This is a genomic window from Mycoplasma sp. CB776 (genome assembly GCF_054343395.1).
This window is the reverse complement of the sequence record NZ_JBTGVD010000009.1, coordinates 1-20,072: the sequence shown is the minus strand read 5'-3', so window position 1 is coordinate 20,072 and position 20,072 is coordinate 1. Positions and strand designations below refer to the sequence as shown.

Genomic DNA, 20,072 nt, shown 5'->3' with positions numbered 1-20,072 from the left:
AATACTATACATTAAAAATTATTATTTTATCTTTTATGTAGATTTTCTTTTTAATTTCTTTATTATCAATATTTTTTATTACATTAGGTTCGCTTAAAGCTTTAGTAAAAAGAGAATCTTCTGTATCGGTTTCTTCTTTTTCTATTACTGCTCTAACTTTTCCATTAATTTGAATCGGTAATTTAATTTTCTTATTTAAAATTAAATTCTCTTGCAAAATTGGTCATGATTGCTTGCTTATTTCATTTGCTTGTAATCTGCTTAACAATTCTTCTGAAAGATGTGGTGCTAAAACAGAAAGCATTATACAAAAATCAATTAACATTTGTTTGTTGGAAATTTTTTCAGTTTTATATAAACCATTTATGAAAACCATAAGTTTACTAATAGCAATATTGAATTTTAAATTTTCAATTGCGATTGTAACTTCTTTAATAGTTTCCTGTCATAAAGAAATCATCTCTGAATCATCAAAATTTGCATCAATTAAATCATTATTTGCGAATTTATCTAAAATAACTTCAACTCTATCTAATCATCTTCTTATACCTTGGATTGCATCTGTACTTCATTCTTTTGTATCAGTTAATGGTCCCATAAACATTTCATAAACTCTTAAAGTATCTGCACCATATTCGTTTACGATATCATCTGGGTTTATAACATTTCCTCTACTTTTAGACATTTTTTGCCCATCTGTACCTAAAATCATTCCTTGATTTACAACCTTAAAGAAAGGTTCATCATTAGGTAAAATCCCTATATCATAAAGGAATTTGTGTCAAAATCTAGAATAAATTAAATGTCCTACAGCATGTTCTTGACCACCAATGTATAAATCTACAGGAAGTCATTTTTTAAATCTTTTATATGCTTCTGGACTATCTATATTTAAATATGATCCATCTTCATTTTTAAGAATAAAAGCTAAAAAGTATCAAGAACTACCAGCTCACTGTGGCATTGTATTAGTTTCTCTTCTGTATTTTTTGCCATTTTTTTCAAAGTATAATCACTCTTTGTTATTTGCTAAAGGAGACTCTCCTGTTTTAGAAGGTTTAATATTTTGCATATATGGTAATTCTACAATTCCTTCATCTATGTAAATATTATCTTCTTCATCAAAATAAACTGGGAATGGTTCACCTCAATATCTTTGTCTTGAAAAAATTCAATCTCTTAGTTTGTAACTTATTTCTTTTTCAGAAATTCCCTTTTCATTTAATAATTTATAAATTTCTTCTTTTGCTTTTAAAATTTCTAAACCATTAAACTCTTCCGAATTAATTAATTTATTATCTTGCACAACTTTAATTATCTCTAAATCATATTTTTTAGCAAAATCATAGTCTCTTTCGTCTTCTCCAGGAACTCCCATAACAGCACCCGTTCCATAAGAATTTAAAACGTAGTCAGCAATTCAAATTGGAATTTTCTTATTATTTAAAGGATGGATAGCATATAAACCTGTAAAAATACCGTGTTTTTCTTTATTATTGGAAACTCTATCTCTTTCACTTAAAGTTTTAGTAAAGTCAATAAATTCTTTTATTTTTGGATTATTAATAATCACATCTACTAATTTGTTTTCTGGAGAAATAGCAATAAAAGTAACGCCAAATAATGTATCAATTCTTGTTGTAAACACTTCTATAATTTCACTATTATTTTCGATATGAAACTTAATTGTATGACCTTCAGATTTTCCTATTCAATTTTTTTGTAATTCTTTTAATGAATCCGAAAATTCTAAGTCATTTAATCCTTCTAACAATTTATCTGCATAATTAGTAATTTTTAAAACTCATTGTTTCATTGGTTTTCTAATAACTGGAAAACCACCTCTTTCACTAACTTTATTTCCTTCGTTATCAGTTATCACTTCTTCATTAGCAAGAACGGTCCCTAATTCTTCACACCAATTAACATCAACTTCTTTTATTTCTGCTAAATTATGTTCATATAATTTTTTAAATATTCATTGTGTTCATTTGTAAAATTTAGGATCAGTAGTATCCACCTCTTTAGATCAGTCATATGAAAAACCTAAACTTTTTAACTGTTTTTTAAAAGATTGAATATTACTTTGTGTAAAAGAAGCAGGGTGATTTCCTGTTTTTAGTGCATATTGCTCTGCTGGTAAACCAAAAGCATCTCATCCCATTGGATGAAGAACATCAAAATTATTTAGTCTTTTATATCTTGCTATTATATCTGTTGCTGTGTAACCTTCTGGATGTCCAACATGCAAACCTGAAGCGGATGGATATGGAAACATATCAAGAACATAAAATTTTTTTTCTTTATTTTCTGTTGTTTTAAATGAATTATTAATTTCTCAGTGTTTTTGTCATTTTTTTTCTATTTCTTTGTGATTATACATAATATTATTATTATATAAAAAAAACAATTTTGAAAAAATTTATTTTTGTGTTTTAAATCTTTTCAAAATCATTTCTTTTTCAATTGCACTTATTTCCATTTTTTTAATTTCAGATAACTCTTCTTCATATTTTTGTGCAAATTCTGAAGTTGGTTTTATAACTGGTTTTTTAGGAGCAAATAATTCACAAGCTTCATTTGCTTTTTCAATAGAAATTTCATAAGTACCTATTTTGTTAGCTAATTTAATAGTATCATTTTTGTTAAAAGTTAATAATGGTCTATATATTTGTAAACTTGTTTGACTACCAATAACATCCATTGATTCCATAGTTTGAGATGCAACTTGCCCTAAATTTTCTCCATTAGATATAGCTATGTAACCAAATTTTTTAGCTAAAATATCTGCTATTCTATAAAAACTTCTACGCATTAGATTTATTTTATAAGACTGGTCAGAAACTAAACCGATGTAATTCATTAAATCTGTATAGTTTATTTGAAATAATTTAGAACCACCTTGATAATTAGATAACAATTGAATAATTTTATCTACTTTTTGAACTGTTTTTTCATCAGTGTGTGGTGGTGTTATAAAAGACAAGAAATCAATATGCACACCTCTTTTCATCATTTCAAAAGCTGCAACTGGAGAATCAATTCCTCCAGAAATTAAATGTAAAACTTTACCAGAAATACCAACAGGTAAACCATCTAATCCTTTATAAAATTTAGAAAAAACATAAGAATATTTTTCTCTAACTTCAATATTGATTTGTTGATCAAAATTTTCCAAATCTACCTTTATTTCCTGTTTTTTTGCAAATAATTCGGTAGCAACTTCTTTTATAATTTCTTGTGAATTTAAAGGGAATTTTTTTCAGTTTCTATGACAATTTAATCTAAATTTTAAAAGATTATCATCAAATTGTCTTAAAACTTCTTCTTTTATGCTTTCTATATTAGTTTCTACTCTTTTTACAGGAGAAAAAGAAGAAATACCAAAAACTTTAGATAAATTTGCTAAAGTTTTTTCGCTATAAGGTAAATACATTCTATCAAAACTTACTTCTGGAATTTCCCCTGTAATTTTTATTATGTTTTGCTTCAAAGTGTTTATAAATTGTTTTCTATTACCACCTTTTAAAACTAATTCACCATATCTTATTAAAATTAAATCATACATATTATATTATTTCCTTTTCTAAAAATTTTACTATATTTTCTAATGCTTGTGGATAGTTTCCTTGTCTATGCATTTCTTCTGCTATTTTAAAACTGGCATCCAGTTTGTTTTTAGAACTCCTAAAAACATTCATATTTTTATATAAAAAATTTAATATTTCTTTGTATAAAAAATCAGTAAATATTTCTATATTATTTGTCAATAAATCATTTAACTTTTTAATATAAATTATTTTTTGGTCATTTTTTTCTTCATTTTCTATCAATAGAAACAAATTCAATATTTCTTTTTTGAAATTTTCATTTATATTTTCTTTATGTTTATTTACCAAAAAATCAGTAATTATTTCTTTTTGTAAAGAAAAATTGTTTAATAAATTCTTTTCTTTTAATTCAAAAAAATAAATATTTTTTAAAGCGATTAACTTAAAATCTATAATTATGAATTTTTCAAAAATACTTTTTATTTTTTCTATTTGTTCAAGATAAGTTTCTTTATTTAATAAAATATCTTCTAATAATAAATTTATATTATCTAATTCTTCTTTTGCTTGTATAAATGCTGTATTTTCTTTATTTTCTATGAAAAGAAGTAACTCATTTTTTTTCCTTGCTATTCTATTTTTTATAATCAAAATATTTTCTGTTACTATTTGTTTAGATCTTTTTTCTTTTTCTATTTTTTCTTTATTTTCTAATGTTAATTTATAAATAAATTTTAAATTAATATTAACTTTTTCAATATCAATTTCTTTATGTGCTTTCTTGACATTATTAAAAAGAATTTCTACTTGCTTTTTGTATTCTTCAAAAGAAAAAACTCTTTCCAATTGAAATTCTTCTTTGTTTTCAAAATAAAAATTTTTTAATGATTCAAAAATATTTGTCAAATTGTTGTCTATTTCGTTAGTAAATTTAACTACATAATTTAAAATTTTAAATAAATGAATTATATTTTTTTTATTTTCAATTAGTTTTTTGATATTTTCTTCTTTTTTATAGTTTAAATAATAATTTTGAGAAATAAAAACATTGTTGTTTGATATTTTTTTAATTAGTTTATCAATTTTTGCATGAATATATTTTATTTTGTCTTCATTGTTTTTAACAAATGTATTAGCTTTATGAAGATCTTGAGTCATTTTATTATAGTATCCTAAAAAAAACTTATTATTCTCAAAAATATAGTTATATTTTTCTTTTAGTTCTTCTAATATTTGAACTCTGTCTGTAAAATAACTGTTAAGTTTTAACTCTATAACTTCATAAGAATGATTTATAATATTTGCTTTTTCAATTCTGCTTAAAAATTTAGTTTCTTCTTCGTTTTTATCTTTATGTTTTTTAATTATTTCTTTTAATTCAACTTCTTTTTGTTTTTCTTCTTCGTTTTTTAAATGCTCATGCTTAAAATAAATTTTTATTTGATTTATTAAAATATCAATTTCGTTTTTTATAGAATTGTTTTTTTCATTTTTTTTAACTTGTTCTTTTTTATTTCTTTCTTTTTCTTTTCTTCTTTTTTGTAAAACAAAAATAAGGATAACTAATCCAGTTATCAATAATAAAACTAAAAATCCCAATAAAAAAAATAAAAAATACTTCATTTGCTATTAAATTATACAAAAATGATGTAAAATATTAAAGCAATAAACACAGCTAAATAATATATATTAATATTTTTTAAATTTGTTTTAAATTTGGAAGTAAACTTTGCTGGATGTCGAAACCATTAAATTTAAAAAAATAATATGGAATTATTTCTTAACGTTTTTTGCAGAAAGAGGAAAAATGTCAAGATATACTGGTCCAATTTTCAAAAAATCAAGAAGATTAGGATTTTCAATTTTAGAAACTGGTAAAGAATTTGCAAAAGGTAAAAAAAGAACTTACGCTCCTGGACAACACGGACAAAAGAAAGTTAAATTATCTGATTATGGATTACACTTACACGAAAAACAAAAGGTTCGTTTTATGTATGGTTTAAATGAAAGACAATTCAAAAACACTTTCTTTAAATCTTCAAAACGTAAAGGTGTTGCTGGAACAAACTTCTTACAAATGTTAGAAACAAGGTTAGATAATATTGTTTACAGAGCAGGATTTGCTACAACAAGAAGACAAGCAAGACAATTAGTAAATCATGGTCACTTTACTTTAAATGGAAAAAAAGCAGATATTCCTTCAATGCAAGTTTCAATTAATGATGTAGTTGAACTAAAAGAAAAATCAAGAAAAAACGTTCAAATTACTGCAGCACTTGAATTAAAACAAAAAGCAGAATGAATTGAATATAAAGATTTTAAAGCTACTTTAAAAAGATTACCAGAAAGAAGAGAATTAAGTCAAGAAATCAATGATGCTTTAATTGTTGAGTTCTACAACAAATAATAATTTCAACACAGGAATTCTCCTGTGTTTTTTTGTCAAAAACTTGCTTTTTTTTTTTTTTTTTGTAAAATCTAATTGGTATCTAATAATTAAATTAGATAGAAATTAGATTTAATTAGTTAAGTGGCAAAATTAGCTAATTATAGTATTCTTTTATATATTTAAAATTATTAGATACAACTAAATGCTCCTAGTATTTATATTTGAATTTGAAAATAAGCACAATCTGTATGTGAGAAAAACAGGAACATAATTATTTAGTTCCTGTTTTAATATTTCTTTTTTTCACTTTTTACTATTAATAGCACTATAATTAAAATATAAGGAATTAAAATGAAAAAAGATAAAAATCACATTGACACAATGAAACCGTTTTTTCCGGAAGAATCAATAACATTTGATAGATTAGAAGATGATTTTCACAAACATCCAGTCATTATTTTTTATAACGAATGGGAAGAAATATATTATTACTTAAAATGTCGCAGTTCTATAAAACATAAAAATTTCAGACACGAACTTAATGGTGAATATCTAATTAAAAAGGCAAATAATGGATTATTAAATCACGATAGTTTTATAGATACTGCTCAAATTTATAAAATTTTTGAAAAAGATTTATTTAAAGTTTTTGATAAAAATAATTTACTTTATTTAGATACCAAATTTCTAGATTTAGATGATATTAAAAACATTTATTTTATGCTTTGAGATAATCTCAAACAAAATCCACCATATGTTTCTTTAAGTGAAATTTCTATAAAAAATGACCAAATTTATTCTAAAACACTTTATTGCCATAAAGATTTTTTAACTAGAGATTTTAATCACTTTAAAAATTCAAATAACAGTGAAGAGTCAATTTTAGAAAAGGAAAAATTGGTTTTAGATATCTTAAACAACAGAAACACATTAAAACAAACTTTATTAGAAATCAAAAATATTTATTTAGGTACAAATAGCGAATATAAAGAATTAATGGAAGAAATTGATTATTTTGAACAACACAAAAGTTCTATAATTAATAATCATAAGTCTTTCATTGAAACTAATAATTTTAATTGCCACCATTATTGTGCATCGCAACTAAAACAGATTTTTCTTGGTTTAGAATCAAAAATAGATGTATCTAAATATGCAACAAATAATTTTAATTGTTTTCAAATGGGACAAATTCGTTTAGGTTTAGAACAAAATTTAGATGTTTCTCTATATGCTAAACCAATTTACGATAATTGACAAATGAAAGAAATAAGAGAAGGATTATTATCTAATATAGATGTTCTAAAATATGCTGATCCAAAAATTTCATCTGAAGAAATGAAAAATATTCGCTTAACATTGCAAAAAAATAAAAATCAACATTAGTTGATTTTTTGTTTAGTGTTTTTGCTTAAAAATTTTACAAATTCATTATAACGTAAAAAAGTATTATTTATTTTTAAGGTTTGCAATTGCTCTGGATTAAATAATTTTCTTGGAACTTCAAAAGCAATGTAACTAAAAGATGGTTCTACATAATTTGCTGTTTCATCTGTTGGTTCGCTTTCATTATTTTCTTTTAATTTAGCGTTTAATTCTAGATTGGTAGAATAAAAATTTAAAGCATTATTTTCTTTTTGAATAATTGAATATAAAGGAAATTCCTTTTGTTTTGAATTTAAATCATTGTAATTATAATCATTAGATTTAAATAGTGATTTAAATAAAGTATCTAACGATTTTGTATGAACAAAGTTATTTAATACATAAAAATTTTCTTTTAAATTTATTTTGCTTAAATAAAAAGCTACTTTTTGATAATTAAGCAAATTATTCATATGTTCTATTTCTTTAACATTATCATTTTTTTCATAATTTATAACATAGTAAAATAAAGTTTGTTTAAGATTATCTATATCTTTTTCATCTTTTATTAGATAAAAATCCTTAAGTTTTGTTTCATTTGAACTAACACTTGAATTACTTAAAAAGGTAAAAGTTTCATTAGATTTAACAATTTCTTTATCACCTAAATTATTAAACTCAATTTTATAATTTTCATATTGATTTTTTTCTTTGTCTTTTTCTGTTGTTGCACAAGAAACCACTGAAGTAGCAAAAATAGGAATGCTAACTAGTGAAGAAACTGAAAATAATAATTTATTTTTTAGCATAAGATTTCACCTACAAAAATAGTGTTTATAATTAATAAATTGAAATATTTTTTCTTCATTTTTTCCGTCCTTTATTTTTGTATTTACATAATAATTATATAATAATAATAATAATCTAATATATTCATAAAATAATATAAATTTATTCAAATAAATTCAATAAATACTTTTATAAAATTAAAAAAGGAATAAAAAAAAGCAGCAACTCCCTATTTTCCCATCTCTGGTATCTTCGGCGTAAAAGGTCTTAACTACTGAGTTCGGAATGGTATCAGGTGATCCCCTTTGCTATGGTCGCTTGTATATATATTACCATAAATTGTAAATTTGTCAAGATTTTTTTTAATTTTTTGTATAAATTTACAAAATTTAAAAATTAATTATAAAAAATTTTTTTTATTGTAAAATTTAAACAATTAATTAAATTTCTTTTTTTATTTTAACTTAAATTAATATATTAGGAGACATATGAAACCAACAAAATTATTTGCATTAGGTGGAATGCAAGAAATAGGTAAATCTACCCTTATAATAGAGCACGAAAATGACATAGTAATAATTGATGCAGGTATTAAATTTGCCGATACCTTTGCTACTGGAATTAAAGGAATAATTCCTGATTACTCTTATTTAAAAGAAAATCAGCACAAAATTAGAGGTTTATTTATAACTCACGGACACGAAGATCACATTGGTGGTGTTACTTATCTACTACAAGAAGTTCATATTCCTAAAATTTTTGCACCAAGAATTGCTATTCAATATTTAAAAGCTAAATTTGAAGATAGAGGTATTAGAAAAAAAGTAGAGTATGTAGAAATTGAAAGAGATGCTGTTCATACTTTCAATACACTAGAAGTAGATTTTTGAACTGCTCAACATTCAATTCCTGATGCTTTTGGAATAAGAGTTAAATCTCCAAATGGTTCCATTATGTGTACTGGAGACTTTAGATTTGACTATACACCCATTGGAAATCTAACCGATTTTAGCAAACTAGAACAAATAGGTAAAGAAGATTTAAGTGTGCTTCTTTCCGATTCTACAAATGCAATGAGACCTTTTCACTCACCAAGTGAAAAAGATATCTTAAAAGATATAGAAGCTCATATGCTAGATGCTAAAAAGAAAATAATAATTACTGCTTTTGCTTCTAACTTAACCAGAGTTAAAGTTATTATTGAACTTGCTGCTAAACTTGGTAAAAAAGTTGTAACTTTTGGAAGATCAATGGTAAATGGAGTACAAATAGGAAGAAAAATGGGATATATTGATGCTCCTAATGATGTTTTTATTGATAAGAAAAACATTTCAAAATACCAAGATAACGAACTTGTTATTTTAACCACAGGTTCACAAGGTGAACAGATGGCAGCTTTAACTAGAATGTCACAAGGAAAACATCCTCAAATAACCCTAAAACACGGGGATATGATCATTTTTTCTTCTTCTCCAATCCCTGGAAACAGAATCAAAATTGAATTATTAGTTAATAAACTATATAAAACAGGTGCTATTATTAAAGAAAATGGGGTTGATGGTTATCTCCATACTTCAGGTCATGCTTATAAAGAAGAACACGAAAAAATCTTTAGATTAACCAAACCAACATACTTTGTTCCTTACCATGGAGAATTTAGGATGTCAGTAGTTCATGGACAAACTGCCATTGAAAACGGAGTAAATCCTAATAATGTAATAATTCCAAGAATAGGTGAAGTATTACATTTAATAAACAAAAAACTCGTAACTACAAAGGAATTTATTAATCCAGGACCAATTTTTATTGATGGAGATGTGGTTTCCAAAGTTAATGTTTCTTTAATGAAAGAAAGAGTTGCTTTAGGTGAAAATGGTTTTGTTTATATTGCTATTGCAATAGATAGAAATAAAAACATTATAGTAGGAAAACCAAGAGTAGTTTCTAGAGGTTGCTTCTATGTTAAAACATCAACCGATTTTGTTGAAGAAATCAAGAGATTAGTTCATGGAGCTGTTTTATTTACAATCAAAAATAAAGAAGATTGAACAGTTCCTGAATTAAGACAGTTAATAAAAGATCGTTTAATTCCTTTCTTTTATAAAGAAAAAAGAAGAAATCCTATAATTATTTCTTCCTTCTTATTTACAGATGATAAGAAAAATCCTTTAGAAGGATTTGAAAGGCAAAAAGAAACAGAAGAAGATAATGAATTTGTTGATGAAGACGATTTAGATGAATAGAAAAATAACACTTTCTCAAGTGTTATTTTCTTTATTCTTCAATATCTATTTGTGCCAGTTCAACAACTAATTCATCTTTTGAAATTGTTAATGAATCATTTTTTAAATCTTGTTCAATTTGTTCTAAATATAAAGCTTTTTGCTTATTTGTTTCTCTTTTTTTAGAAAAAGCAAATAGTGTGGCTGCCGCTGTTAAAAATGCCATTATTGTAGTTATGATTGAAATGGTTACAAATAATCAAACTGCTGTTAAATTTGGGTTTTTAGCAATAGCATAAGCAGATAACAATCCATTAAATGCACTCATTAAAATTAAAGCAATACTTACAATTAAGAAAGTTCATTTGGATCTTAAATACTTAGTAGTTAAACTTTTCATACTTTTTTTAGTTCTGTTTATTTCATTTGAATAATCCATAATTATTCTTCTCCTTCGTTAAGTGAATATTTATTACCAAGTATTTCAGAAACTCTATCAAAAAATAATAAATCTTTATTTTTTGCTTCTGCATATTTTCCTTCATTTGCTTCAAAAAGAACTTTTTCTAAATAAATTAAATTATTAACTTTTTGATTTCTTATTCATTTTTTCTTTACAACAAATAAAGCTAATAATCCATTTAAAATAGCTAAAGAAATTCCTATTCACAATGTGAAAATTGGTCATTGATCTACTATTTTTCCATCAACTTCTGAAGTGAATAAAAGGGCAAATCCTTTAAATTCTTCTAATCTAGAAGAAGCTAGTTTTGCAACTCCCATTAAACCAGAAAAGAAAGTAAATAATAATGAAAATAGAGCAGCTACTCAAAAAATTATTTTATAAATTTTTGCTTTTATATTAGTTTTTAAAGTTATATAATCAATAAATTCTTTTGTAGAATCAAATAATTTTACATTCATTATTTTCCACCTCCTAAAATAAATTTCTTGATTAATTGCCCTTTTGAAACTTGTTTTTTAGCTAAAAAATCTTTTTCAATTTGATTAAATTCTTTATCAAATTGTTCTTTTGAATAATTTTCATCTTCTCTTAATTTATATGTTATATATGTTATTTTTCTCATTGCTTGTTTATAATCTTTAAATTTCATTACTTCTCTATAAATAGATAAAAATAAATTAAATAAAAAGGTTAGAACAATAAAGGAAGCAAGTACAATTGTTAAACCTAATTCATCAAAAAATGATTTTCTTGTTTCTGCTGGGATAGAATTATAACGATTTACTTCTATAACAATAACTGTTATCGCAATTGCAATAATAGTTAAATTTAAAATTATTAAAGCTCATTTAATAAAATTATCTAAAATAGAAGAATATTTTGCTTCTTTTGCTAATTTTCTTTTTTTGCTTTCTACATATTCAAGCAATTGAATATTAATATTTTTCATTTTTCCTCCGACGGCACATATTATACTTTATTTTTTAAAAATAAAATAGTAAAATATATATGAGTTTTAAACTCAAATTAGGAGAAATTTTTTATAAATATGGATCAATTTATCAAAACAGTGAGTAACCAATCCCTATGGGGAGCAATAATTGCTTCTATCGGGATTATTACAATAGGTTACTTATTCGCAAAATTTAAAATTTTAAAACAAGAAGGTAAAGGAATTATAAATCAAATTGTTTTATTAATTGCTTTACCTGCTCTTGCACTAAACGGTTTTATGAAAACCATTACAATTAAAAGTTTAATTGAACAAGCTGTAATTCTTGGAGTCGCTTTTGCTTTTTACATAGTGCTGTGTATCATAGCACTAGTTTGAGTTAAATTTGTAAAAGTTCCCAAATTATCCAAATCTAAAGTTGTCAAAACTTTAGGTGGCGAAAATGTTACAGAATCAAGAGCTTTAGTTATTTGAATGATGTTAATTTTTGGTTCAACAACATTCTTTGGACTACCTATTATTCAAGCAGTTTATGACAAAAATGGGGTTTTAGCAGCTAACATCTGAAACATTCCATACAGAATTTTCCTTTATTCTCTATGTTTTATGTTGATGTCTGGTCTTAAATTCAATAAAGCAAACTTTTCAAAATCAATTAAAACCGCTTTATTAAATCCAATTGTTATCGCTACATTTATTGGTTTAATTTTATGATTAAGTCAATTAATTCCTGGTGGTACTTGAAATGTAGTAGATAAAAACGGTAACAAAACAGGAGTTATACTAGGGTGATTTGAATTAAGTAAAACTCTTCCTGCGTTACACAAAATAATTCAAACTCTTTCTGGTTTAGCTTCACCATTAATTTGAATAACAATTGGTATGACTATTGCTACAGTTCCTTTGAAAAACGCAATACAAGATATATGAGTTTGAATATTTGTAGCAATTAAATTAATAGCAATACCATCACTAGTTCTATTAATAATGTTACCTTTAAAATATACAGGAGTAGTTACTAGTCATGTTGCAAGTTCAATGGTTATTTTTGCTGCAGTTCCACCTTCAACAGTTGTTATTGCTTATTCAATGAAATATAAAATGCATGAAACTTATTCAGCACAATGTTCTGCTTTAGCAACTCTTTGTGCTATTGTAATGATGCCTGTTTGAATAGTTGTTTTAGGATTGGTATTTTAATGGCAAATATAAAAGTTATTTGTTTTGGAGTAAGAGAAGTGGAAAAAGAAATTTTCCACAAATTCAATAAATACAATTATGAATTAGAACTTCGTTCTGACTCATTAAATGAAAATACTGTTGATAGTGTTAAAGGTTTTGATGCAGTTATCACAAGAGCAAGCGATAAAGTTAATGCTGCTGTTGTAGAAAAAATTCATTCTTTTGGTATTAAATACATTTTAGCTAGAATTGTGGGTACAGATCATATGGATTTAGAGAAAATGAAAGAACTAGGAATCAAATCAGCAAGAGTTCCTTCATATTCTCCAACAGCTATTTCAGAATTAGCATTTTCACTTGGTGTAATGTTAAATAGAAAAAGTCTTCACTTTGCTCACAAAGGTTATAATAAAGATTTTACCGTTGATCCTTTTGGTTTTGCAAGAGAATTTAAAAACACAACAGTAGGAATTATTGGAACAGGAAAAATCGGATATTGAACTGCTCACTTTTTTAAATCAATAGGTGCAAAAGTTTTAGGATTTGATCCTTTTCCAAATGACAAGGCAAAAGAAGTACTGGAATACACCAATTTAGATGACCTATTAGCAAAATCAAATATTATTTCATTTCACATCCCTTATATTAAAGGCCAAAATGATAAAATGATAAATAAAGATTTTATTTCCAAAATGAAAGATAATGCTATTTTAATAAATACGGCTCGTGGTCAAATTCAAGATGAAAATGCTTTATTATGAGCTTTAGAAACTAACAAATTAAGTGCTATTGCTGCAGATGTATTTAACAACGAAGGTGAAATTTTCTTTAAAAAACACCAAAAAGAACTTCCAAATGAAACAGTTCAAAAATTAATGACTTATTATCCAAGATTTGTTGCAACTCCACACATAGGTTCATATACAGATGAAGCAGTTGCAAATATGGTTGAACAATCTTTTGATAACTTAAATGAATTTTTAACTACCGGAGATTGTAAAAATAAAGTTTACTAAAAACAAAAAGTTAACAATTATTTGTTAACTTTTTTTATTCTTTACTTATAAATAACCTTATTATCCTATACATAAGTCATAAATTATCTAAATATTTTGTTTCTTTTAGATAAAGATTTTCTTTTAAATTAGAAGGTAATATTAGCTGTGATTTTGCTTTCATTATTTCTTGATCAGAAATTCAAGCGTCTTCTGAAACAAAATCTATTAAATTAATTTTGTCTACCATTTTTTTATAATTATTTTTGTTTAAATATAAAGAATTAATGAGTAAACAAAGTAAAATATAAAATTTTAAGGTTTTAAAATTATTAATTTTTTGAATATCTATTTTATCAACAAAAAGTTCTTGTGTATTTGCCAAAACTATTTCAATATCTTTATATTTATAAATTTTATCTCGTTCTATTTCTATACAAAAATCCTTTATTTTTGCTTTTAAATCATAATTTTTATCATCAGAAATTAAAGTAATACTTTTTATTATAAAAAAATCATCAAAATATAATTCTAAACCTTTTTCTCCTATAAAAATTACTTTATCAAAATCTAAATTAGATTCTATGAAATTTAGATTTTTTCTGTTTTTAATAAATTTAAATCCATTAATTACTGAACCAATTCTTAAAGAAAATAAATTTATTAATAATATTAAAGCAAAACAAATTAAATTACTTCTATTTTCATAATAAAAATATAATAGTCCAAAAATCATAACTCTTCTTAATGCTGCAAATAAAAAGAATATAGAAAATATAAAGCAAAAAACAATAATATATATAATCACTTCTTTATGTGGTGCTTCATTAATTTTGATTAAATAAAATATAGATAAAAATAAGGTTAAAATGAAAATAAAAGAATCTATAAAGGTAAAGAAAAATAATTTAAATCTCGAACTTAAATAAGTTAATTTTTCAACTTCATTTTTTAAACTAAAGAAGTTTGTCTTCATAATTTCCCCTCAATCTTTTTCAATTAAAATTCATTATAAAAAACATTTTTATTTTATTTTTATAGTCATTATAATCTATTTCTTTATTTTTTAAAATCTGTATTTTAATGGTTAAAATTAAAATGTATTTTATTAATATTCATAATATAAAAGGAAAAAATAAAATTGGTAACAAATAAAAAAGAAGTGAAGCAATTACACTACTTGCAGCTAACTTATTGTAAATCTCAGTTCTAAAAATTAAATCAATTATCAGTAAAATTAAAGGAAATATAAGGATTAAAAAATTAAAAGTTAAAAAGAATATAAGTCTAAAAAATGAATAATCATTATTTATTCATTTTAGTATTTTTTTAATTTCTTTATTTTCCATCATTTATTCTATTTTTATAAATTTCAGAGTAAGCATTTCTGGCTGTGTAATATTTAAAATCAAAAAGTGCTTTTTGCATATTCGACATCATTGTTTTTAAATCTAAATAACCTTTAAAAAAAGAAATAAAACTATTTTTTCCTAGTTCATTTTCTATTTCTTTCATTGTTTCTTCCATTATTTTTATATTAGGTATCACTTCTTGATATAAAGTTTCTATTAAATATCTGGATAAAGAAATAAATTTATCTGGAAGTATTCCTACTTGCAAAATTAATTGACTACTTAAAAGAGATAAACTACTAAGCAAAAATGATGAAGCTTTTAAAATTGTTGAAAGTGGTGTTTCGTTATCTAAAACATCCGCCGGATAACCTATAACTTCTGAAAAAGTTTCTAAATTACTTGAAATTTCTTTTTTTGTTTCGGTTAAAATATGATCTGATAAAATTTTTTCATAAAAAATGGTAACTTCTTTTAAAAGTTTTATTAAACTTTTTCCGTCTTTAAATTTTTGCAAATATTCTCATTTATTTTCATTCAAAAAGTCCATAATCCTATCTCATCCTGCATCAATATTTTTTCCTAATTTCGGATCTCACGGTTTATCATATAATAATTCCATAACAGGAATTACAGCTCTACTTTCTATTTTTATCGGTAAATCTATAATCATAATATTCCTTCTTTCCCTTCATTTTAAAATGAAGTTACATAATATATATAATTAAATTATAATACTTAAATAAAAGTGTACTATTTAAAAAAGCAAAAAATTATATTTTTTTATTTTTTTATTTCAAAATTCCTTTTTTTCATAATATATGTAAATATATTATATCACTTTTAAAAAAAGAAAAATACCTTTTTATATAGGTATTCTCTCTATAAAATTAATTTTTGTTTTTTGAAAAATACAAATTTAGTGTGTATCAAAGTGTTATTTTATAAAAATCTTTTTCTCTTCTATTTATATAGTTTTTATCTTTAAAAATATATGTACTGTTTCCAAATAAATAAATAACAAAACAAGAAAAATAAATATTAATTAAGGAATTAAATAATTCAGCATCAGTCATTTTTTCTTTTTTAATTAACTCAATTTGTTTATTTAATCTTTTTATTATAAAATCTTTTCTACTTTTGTTTTTTCTATAAAAAGTTAAGTTTTTGTATTTTTCTAAGTCTTTATTTTGTTCTCAAAAATTAATTAATTCTTGGATTGGATTTTCTGTTTTTTCTTTGCTTTTTGTTTTTCTAGAAAGTTTTATCTTATAAATAACAAAAATTAATATGAAGTAAATTATGAACAAAATACTAAAAATAATCGATAAGATTCAATATACATTATTGCTTTCTTGATTGTAAGATTCAATTGTAGACATTACTATAAAAAATATAAAAAAGGAAATATTAATAATGATTTCTCAAATATCTATAAATTCAATCAAACTATTTGTATTTTTTGTATTTTTTTGCGCTTTTCAAATTCTTTTGTCTATTTTTTCTAAAAAAGTTTTTTGTTTATAAGACACAAAGAAAAACAATGAATTTAATAATGAAAAAAGCATAAATGCTAATAATATTAATAAAAATGATTTCATGATTAAAACAATAGAGATAAAATTGATGTTATTGATAATACAGCATTAAAAGCCGCAGGAAATCAGTATGTTGATGCAGAAATAGTTGCACCGCTAGCAATTAAAATTGGTTTTAATATATTAGAAATGCTATGTCCTAAAGTATAAATAGATGATAATGAATAAGTAGCTTTTTTAATATTAGCCATTTCTTCTTCGTATTTAACTAACGCTAATTTTATTCCTGCCACAATAGAAGCAGAAGCAGTTGCTCCAACAGAACCAGCTATTGCTATTGGTAAGGCTCCAACAAAACCGAAAGAAGCAAGAGCAAAACTTAAAGCGGAAGTTCCGGCTAACACACCAGTAAAAATAGATAATGTTTTTTTAGCAGTTTTTAATTTTTCTATTAATTCTAATAATTTTTCTTTTTCTTCTCTTAATTTTATATTTTCTGCATAATTTTTATAAAAATCATAGTCTGTTTGTGTATAACTTTTTATTTCTTTTAATTTTAATATTTTAAATAAAGTTTCTCTATCTCCAGCTAAAATTAAATTTGTTATTGTCAATAATTCTTCTTTATTTTTGCTGTGTAAATCATTATCTAGATTAGTGTGAGTGAGTCTTGAAATAAAATCAATATGTTCTTCAAGTTCTTCTAGTGTTAATGGTTGTGCTTCTAAATTTCTAAATAATTTATTAGCATGTTCTAAATATTCTTCTAAAGAAGGTTCTACTTCTTTAGACAAATCTTCTTCTTCTAATAATTTAATATTTTTTTCTATTCTTATTTCATCTTTTATTAAAAATTTGTATCTATAACTATAAACTTTATGATTTTTTTCTCTATTCTATTCATTTCTCTCCTTAAAAGAATAAATTTTATTTAGTTTCTTTTTTCATTATTTTTTTAAAGAAAGTTCAATCTTGTTGTTCTTGGAAAACTTCTCTTGGTTTTCTAAATTTAATTTTAGGATTTTTGTTTTTTTCATTAAAATTACCAAACTCTATAGAAGATAACAATACATAAATAAAATATGCTAAATAAGTAAGTAAAGGAACTAAAACTGATAAAGTTACTATATTTAAAGGTCATCTTGTTAGTTTTCCCAAAGTCCCTATTCCAGTTCTACCAAGGTATAACCAATTAGGATCTAATGCTATTTTTAATTTAGGGTTGTCTATTTTTTGTAAAATTTCATACATTATTCAAGAAACAAAAAATATTACTATTCCTAAAATTAACATCATTACAAGTCCTTGTGTTATTACCGTAATGTTTATTTTTGCTTTTTCACCATATGCAATATGTGTTAGAACTGGGATAAAAATTACAAATCCATGAGTTAATATAAAATCTCAGTAAGCATAAGTGTCATATCCAGAGTCAAACCCTGCTCTTTCATATTCTATTGTCCCTGGTTGGAAAGAATTATAAATTCTGTCTTGATTAATAAATTCAGGAACAGGTCCTAAATTTACAAATAAAAATCCTACTATTCCACCTAAAAAAGCTAATATACTAATATATTTAATATTGTGTGCCTTTTTGAAAAGGAAAATAAATCCAAAATAAACTATATAAAATCTACATAAATGTAAAGGAATTAATTCTCATTTTCAAGGATAATCGCGAACCAAAAATAAAATTATTCTAAAAATATTAAATATTATTACAAAAGCACCTATCACCATAAATAATTGATCTTTGTTTAAATTTTTTAAATATTTTTTATCTGGGTTTGAATTAAAATGGTTATATATTTTTGATTTATAAATTCAAACAAAAGTAGTTGCTAAAAGAATTAATGCAAAAATTGAATAAAATAAAATCTTAGACTCTGCAAATGTAACTACATTTCTTCTTCAATTAAAAAAATCTAAAAATTGCATTTTTTCTCCTTTCAAATTTTTGTATATAAATTATAATACTATTTTTTGTTTTTAAAATCAAATATTAATATATAATATAAATGCCATTAAAACAAAAACCTTGTAACCTGGTCAGGACAGAAATGTAGCAGCCACATCGAGAAGTGTTGTGTTTAGTGGTTTTTTTATTTTACTTAAAAATCTTTTTCAGTAAAGAAAACTTTTTGTTATTAAAAGGTTTTTTTACCAAACTTAAAGGTTTAAATACAAATTTATTTATAAAAAAAGATTTTTGATGGCTAAAAGATTTAAAACCGCTATATCCCCTGTATTTCCCTAGTCCTGAATTTCCAATGCCACCAAAAGGTAAATATGAATTTGCCACATGTTCTGTTGTGTTATTTATAATGATTGCTCCTGCTTGTAATTTTTTTATTTTATTAATAATTGATTTTTGTTTACTAAAAAGATAAAGAGCAAGTGGTTTTTGTTGTCTTTTAACAATATCAATTGCTTCTTCAATAGTTTCAAAAGAAATAACAGGCAAAATTGGTCCAAAAATTTCTTCTTGCATTATCGTATCATTTAATGATGCTTTGTAAATAAAAGGTTCGATTATTTTCATTTCATGATTAATTTTTAACTCAGTTGAGTTAACTAATTTCAATAGTCTATTATAATGTTTTTCACTAATGATTTTAGGTTCATTTTTGAGGTTGTTTTTTAGTTGATTTTGTACATATTCTCTGTATTTTTGTATAAATTCATCTTCTATTTTTTTATCTATTAAAACATAATCATGAGTTGTGCATGTTTGCCCTGAATTTAATGATTTACCATAATAAATTTTTTCAACAACTTTATCTAAATTTACATCAGAACAAATTATAGTTGGTGATTTACCACCTAACTCTAAAATGGTTGGAGTCAAAAATTTGGAAGTTTTTTCTAAAACAATTTTTCCTACATTTGTTGATCCAGTAAAGAATACTAGATCAAACTTTTGATCTAAAAGAAAATTAGATGTTTCTAAAGAAGAATTAGCACAATAAATGATTTTATGATCAAAATTTTCATTAAAAAATTTCATTAATCATTTAGATGAATATTCTGAAAATTCAGAAGGTTTTAATATTACCCTATTTCCTGCACCAATAGCATTTATAATAGGTATAATAGAAAGCATAATCGGATAATTTCAAGGGCTAATAATCAAAGTTTGTCCATATGCTTCATATTTATAACTTGATTTAGATGGAAATAAATAAAAAGGTGTTTTTACTTTTTTAGAACAACGAGAGGTAGTGTAAGATATTTTGTGTAAATTTCTCTTGCTTACTTTTTAGTAAGAGAT

The 20,072-nt window shown here is 23.7% G+C and carries 19 protein-coding genes, 1 rRNA gene and 1 other RNA gene; 6 read left to right on the top strand and 15 right to left on the bottom strand.

Annotated features, from left to right (window positions below; all coding sequences use genetic code 4):
* Window positions 1-4: 4 nt before the first annotated feature.
* Genes leuS through ACXX86_RS01665 form a run of 3 tightly spaced genes read right to left on the bottom strand, consistent with a single transcriptional unit; the run spans window position 5 to window position 5,174 of the window.
* On the bottom strand, window positions 5-2,383 hold the full coding sequence (leuS, locus tag ACXX86_RS01675; RefSeq protein WP_458560535.1) for a leucine--tRNA ligase: 2,379 nt from the start codon (window positions 2,381-2,383) through the stop codon (window positions 5-7).
* Window positions 2,384-2,422: 39 nt separating this feature from the next.
* Window positions 2,423-3,568, bottom strand: coding sequence for a tRNA uracil 4-sulfurtransferase ThiI (thiI, locus tag ACXX86_RS01670; protein WP_436358762.1), 1,146 nt, complete (start codon window positions 3,566-3,568; stop codon window positions 2,423-2,425).
* Between the two features lies 1 nt (window position 3,569).
* Window positions 3,570-5,174 carry a hypothetical protein gene (locus tag ACXX86_RS01665; RefSeq protein WP_458561010.1) on the bottom strand — a complete coding sequence of 535 codons (1,605 nt, stop codon included), beginning with the start codon at window positions 5,172-5,174 and terminating at the stop codon, window positions 3,570-3,572.
* A 184-nt stretch (window positions 5,175-5,358) separates the two neighbouring features.
* Between ACXX86_RS01665 and rpsD the strand changes: the two genes are divergently transcribed.
* Complete coding sequence (gene rpsD, locus ACXX86_RS01660; RefSeq protein ID WP_436358760.1) at window positions 5,359-5,958, top strand: 30S ribosomal protein S4; 600 nt, start codon at window positions 5,359-5,361, stop codon at window positions 5,956-5,958.
* Window positions 5,959-6,291: 333 nt separating this feature from the next.
* On the top strand, window positions 6,292-7,326 hold the full coding sequence (locus tag ACXX86_RS01655) for an Mbov_0400 family ICE element protein (protein WP_436358759.1): 1,035 nt from the start codon (window positions 6,292-6,294) through the stop codon (window positions 7,324-7,326).
* Here ACXX86_RS01655 and ACXX86_RS01650 read toward each other — a convergent pair.
* A complete protein-coding gene (locus ACXX86_RS01650) occupies window positions 7,323-8,114 on the bottom strand; it encodes a hypothetical protein (protein WP_458560533.1) in 792 nt (263 codons plus the stop codon). The two genes, ACXX86_RS01655 and ACXX86_RS01650, sit on opposite strands and share 4 nt — an antisense overlap.
* A 196-nt stretch (window positions 8,115-8,310) precedes the next feature.
* Window positions 8,311-8,416: ribosomal RNA gene (gene rrf / locus ACXX86_RS01645) — 5S ribosomal RNA — on the bottom strand.
* Between the two features lie 166 nt (window positions 8,417-8,582).
* On the opposite strand from rrf, the gene ACXX86_RS01640 reads away from it, so the two are divergent.
* Window positions 8,583-10,337 (top strand): ribonuclease J, encoded by a 1,755-nt coding sequence (locus ACXX86_RS01640; protein ID WP_436358757.1) that lies wholly within the window; start codon window positions 8,583-8,585, stop codon window positions 10,335-10,337.
* Between the two features lie 31 nt (window positions 10,338-10,368).
* Here the strand turns inward: ACXX86_RS01640 and ACXX86_RS01635 are convergent, their stop codons facing one another.
* The 3 genes from ACXX86_RS01635 to ACXX86_RS01625 are packed head-to-tail and all read right to left on the bottom strand — an operon-like array spanning window position 10,369 to window position 11,731.
* Window positions 10,369-10,755, bottom strand: coding sequence for a hypothetical protein (locus ACXX86_RS01635; protein ID WP_436358756.1), 387 nt, complete (start codon window positions 10,753-10,755; stop codon window positions 10,369-10,371).
* 2 nt (window positions 10,756-10,757) lie between these two features.
* Entirely contained in the window at window positions 10,758-11,240 is a 483-nt protein-coding gene (locus ACXX86_RS01630; RefSeq protein ID WP_436358755.1) for a DUF4231 domain-containing protein, read from the bottom strand.
* Window positions 11,240-11,731, bottom strand: a complete 492-nt coding sequence (locus ACXX86_RS01625; RefSeq protein ID WP_436358754.1) for a hypothetical protein — start codon at window positions 11,729-11,731, stop codon at window positions 11,240-11,242. The genes ACXX86_RS01630 and ACXX86_RS01625 overlap by 1 nt, the downstream gene beginning before the upstream one ends.
* A gap of 99 nt (window positions 11,732-11,830) precedes the next feature.
* On the opposite strand from ACXX86_RS01625, the gene ACXX86_RS01620 reads away from it, so the two are divergent.
* Both ACXX86_RS01620 and ACXX86_RS01615 read left to right on the top strand, forming a co-directional pair.
* On the top strand, window positions 11,831-12,934 hold the full coding sequence (locus ACXX86_RS01620) for an AEC family transporter (RefSeq protein ID WP_436358753.1): 1,104 nt from the start codon (window positions 11,831-11,833) through the stop codon (window positions 12,932-12,934).
* Complete coding sequence (locus ACXX86_RS01615; protein ID WP_436358752.1) at window positions 12,934-13,932, top strand: NAD(P)-dependent oxidoreductase; 999 nt, start codon at window positions 12,934-12,936, stop codon at window positions 13,930-13,932. Before ACXX86_RS01620 ends, ACXX86_RS01615 begins: the two co-directional genes overlap by 1 nt.
* 34 nt (window positions 13,933-13,966) lie before the next feature.
* Here ACXX86_RS01615 and ACXX86_RS01610 read toward each other — a convergent pair whose 3' ends face one another.
* The 6 genes from ACXX86_RS01610 to ACXX86_RS01585 form a co-directional block, all read right to left on the bottom strand.
* Window positions 13,967-14,887, bottom strand: a complete 921-nt coding sequence (locus ACXX86_RS01610; RefSeq protein WP_436358751.1) for a hypothetical protein — start codon at window positions 14,885-14,887, stop codon at window positions 13,967-13,969.
* Window positions 14,868-15,263, bottom strand: coding sequence for a hypothetical protein (locus ACXX86_RS01605; protein ID WP_458557258.1), 396 nt, complete (start codon window positions 15,261-15,263; stop codon window positions 14,868-14,870). Before ACXX86_RS01605 ends, ACXX86_RS01610 begins: the two co-directional genes overlap by 20 nt.
* On the bottom strand, window positions 15,250-15,936 hold the full coding sequence (locus ACXX86_RS01600; RefSeq protein WP_436358749.1) for a hypothetical protein: 687 nt from the start codon (window positions 15,934-15,936) through the stop codon (window positions 15,250-15,252). The genes ACXX86_RS01605 and ACXX86_RS01600 overlap by 14 nt, the downstream gene beginning before the upstream one ends.
* Before the next feature lie 217 nt (window positions 15,937-16,153).
* Window positions 16,154-16,864 carry a hypothetical protein gene (locus tag ACXX86_RS01595; RefSeq protein WP_458561009.1) on the bottom strand — a complete coding sequence of 237 codons (711 nt, stop codon included), beginning with the start codon at window positions 16,862-16,864 and terminating at the stop codon, window positions 16,154-16,156.
* 2 nt (window positions 16,865-16,866) lie between these two features.
* A complete protein-coding gene (locus ACXX86_RS01590; RefSeq protein ID WP_458561008.1) occupies window positions 16,867-17,595 on the bottom strand; it encodes a hypothetical protein in 729 nt (242 codons plus the stop codon).
* A 133-nt stretch (window positions 17,596-17,728) separates the two neighbouring features.
* The gene (locus ACXX86_RS01585; protein WP_458561007.1) at window positions 17,729-18,739 is read right to left on the bottom strand and encodes a TMEM164 family acyltransferase; all 1,011 of its coding nucleotides are present in this window, start codon (window positions 18,737-18,739) and stop codon (window positions 17,729-17,731) included.
* Window positions 18,740-18,814: 75 nt separating this feature from the next.
* Between ACXX86_RS01585 and ffs the strand changes: the two genes are divergently transcribed.
* An RNA gene (ffs, locus tag ACXX86_RS01580) (signal recognition particle sRNA small type) lies at window positions 18,815-18,911 on the top strand.
* On the opposite strand, the gene ACXX86_RS01575 is transcribed toward ffs, so the two are convergent.
* A complete protein-coding gene (locus ACXX86_RS01575) occupies window positions 18,909-19,904 on the bottom strand; it encodes an aldehyde dehydrogenase family protein (protein WP_458561006.1) in 996 nt (331 codons plus the stop codon). The genes ffs and ACXX86_RS01575 overlap by 3 nt on opposite strands.
* Window positions 19,905-20,072 lie beyond the last annotated feature (168 nt).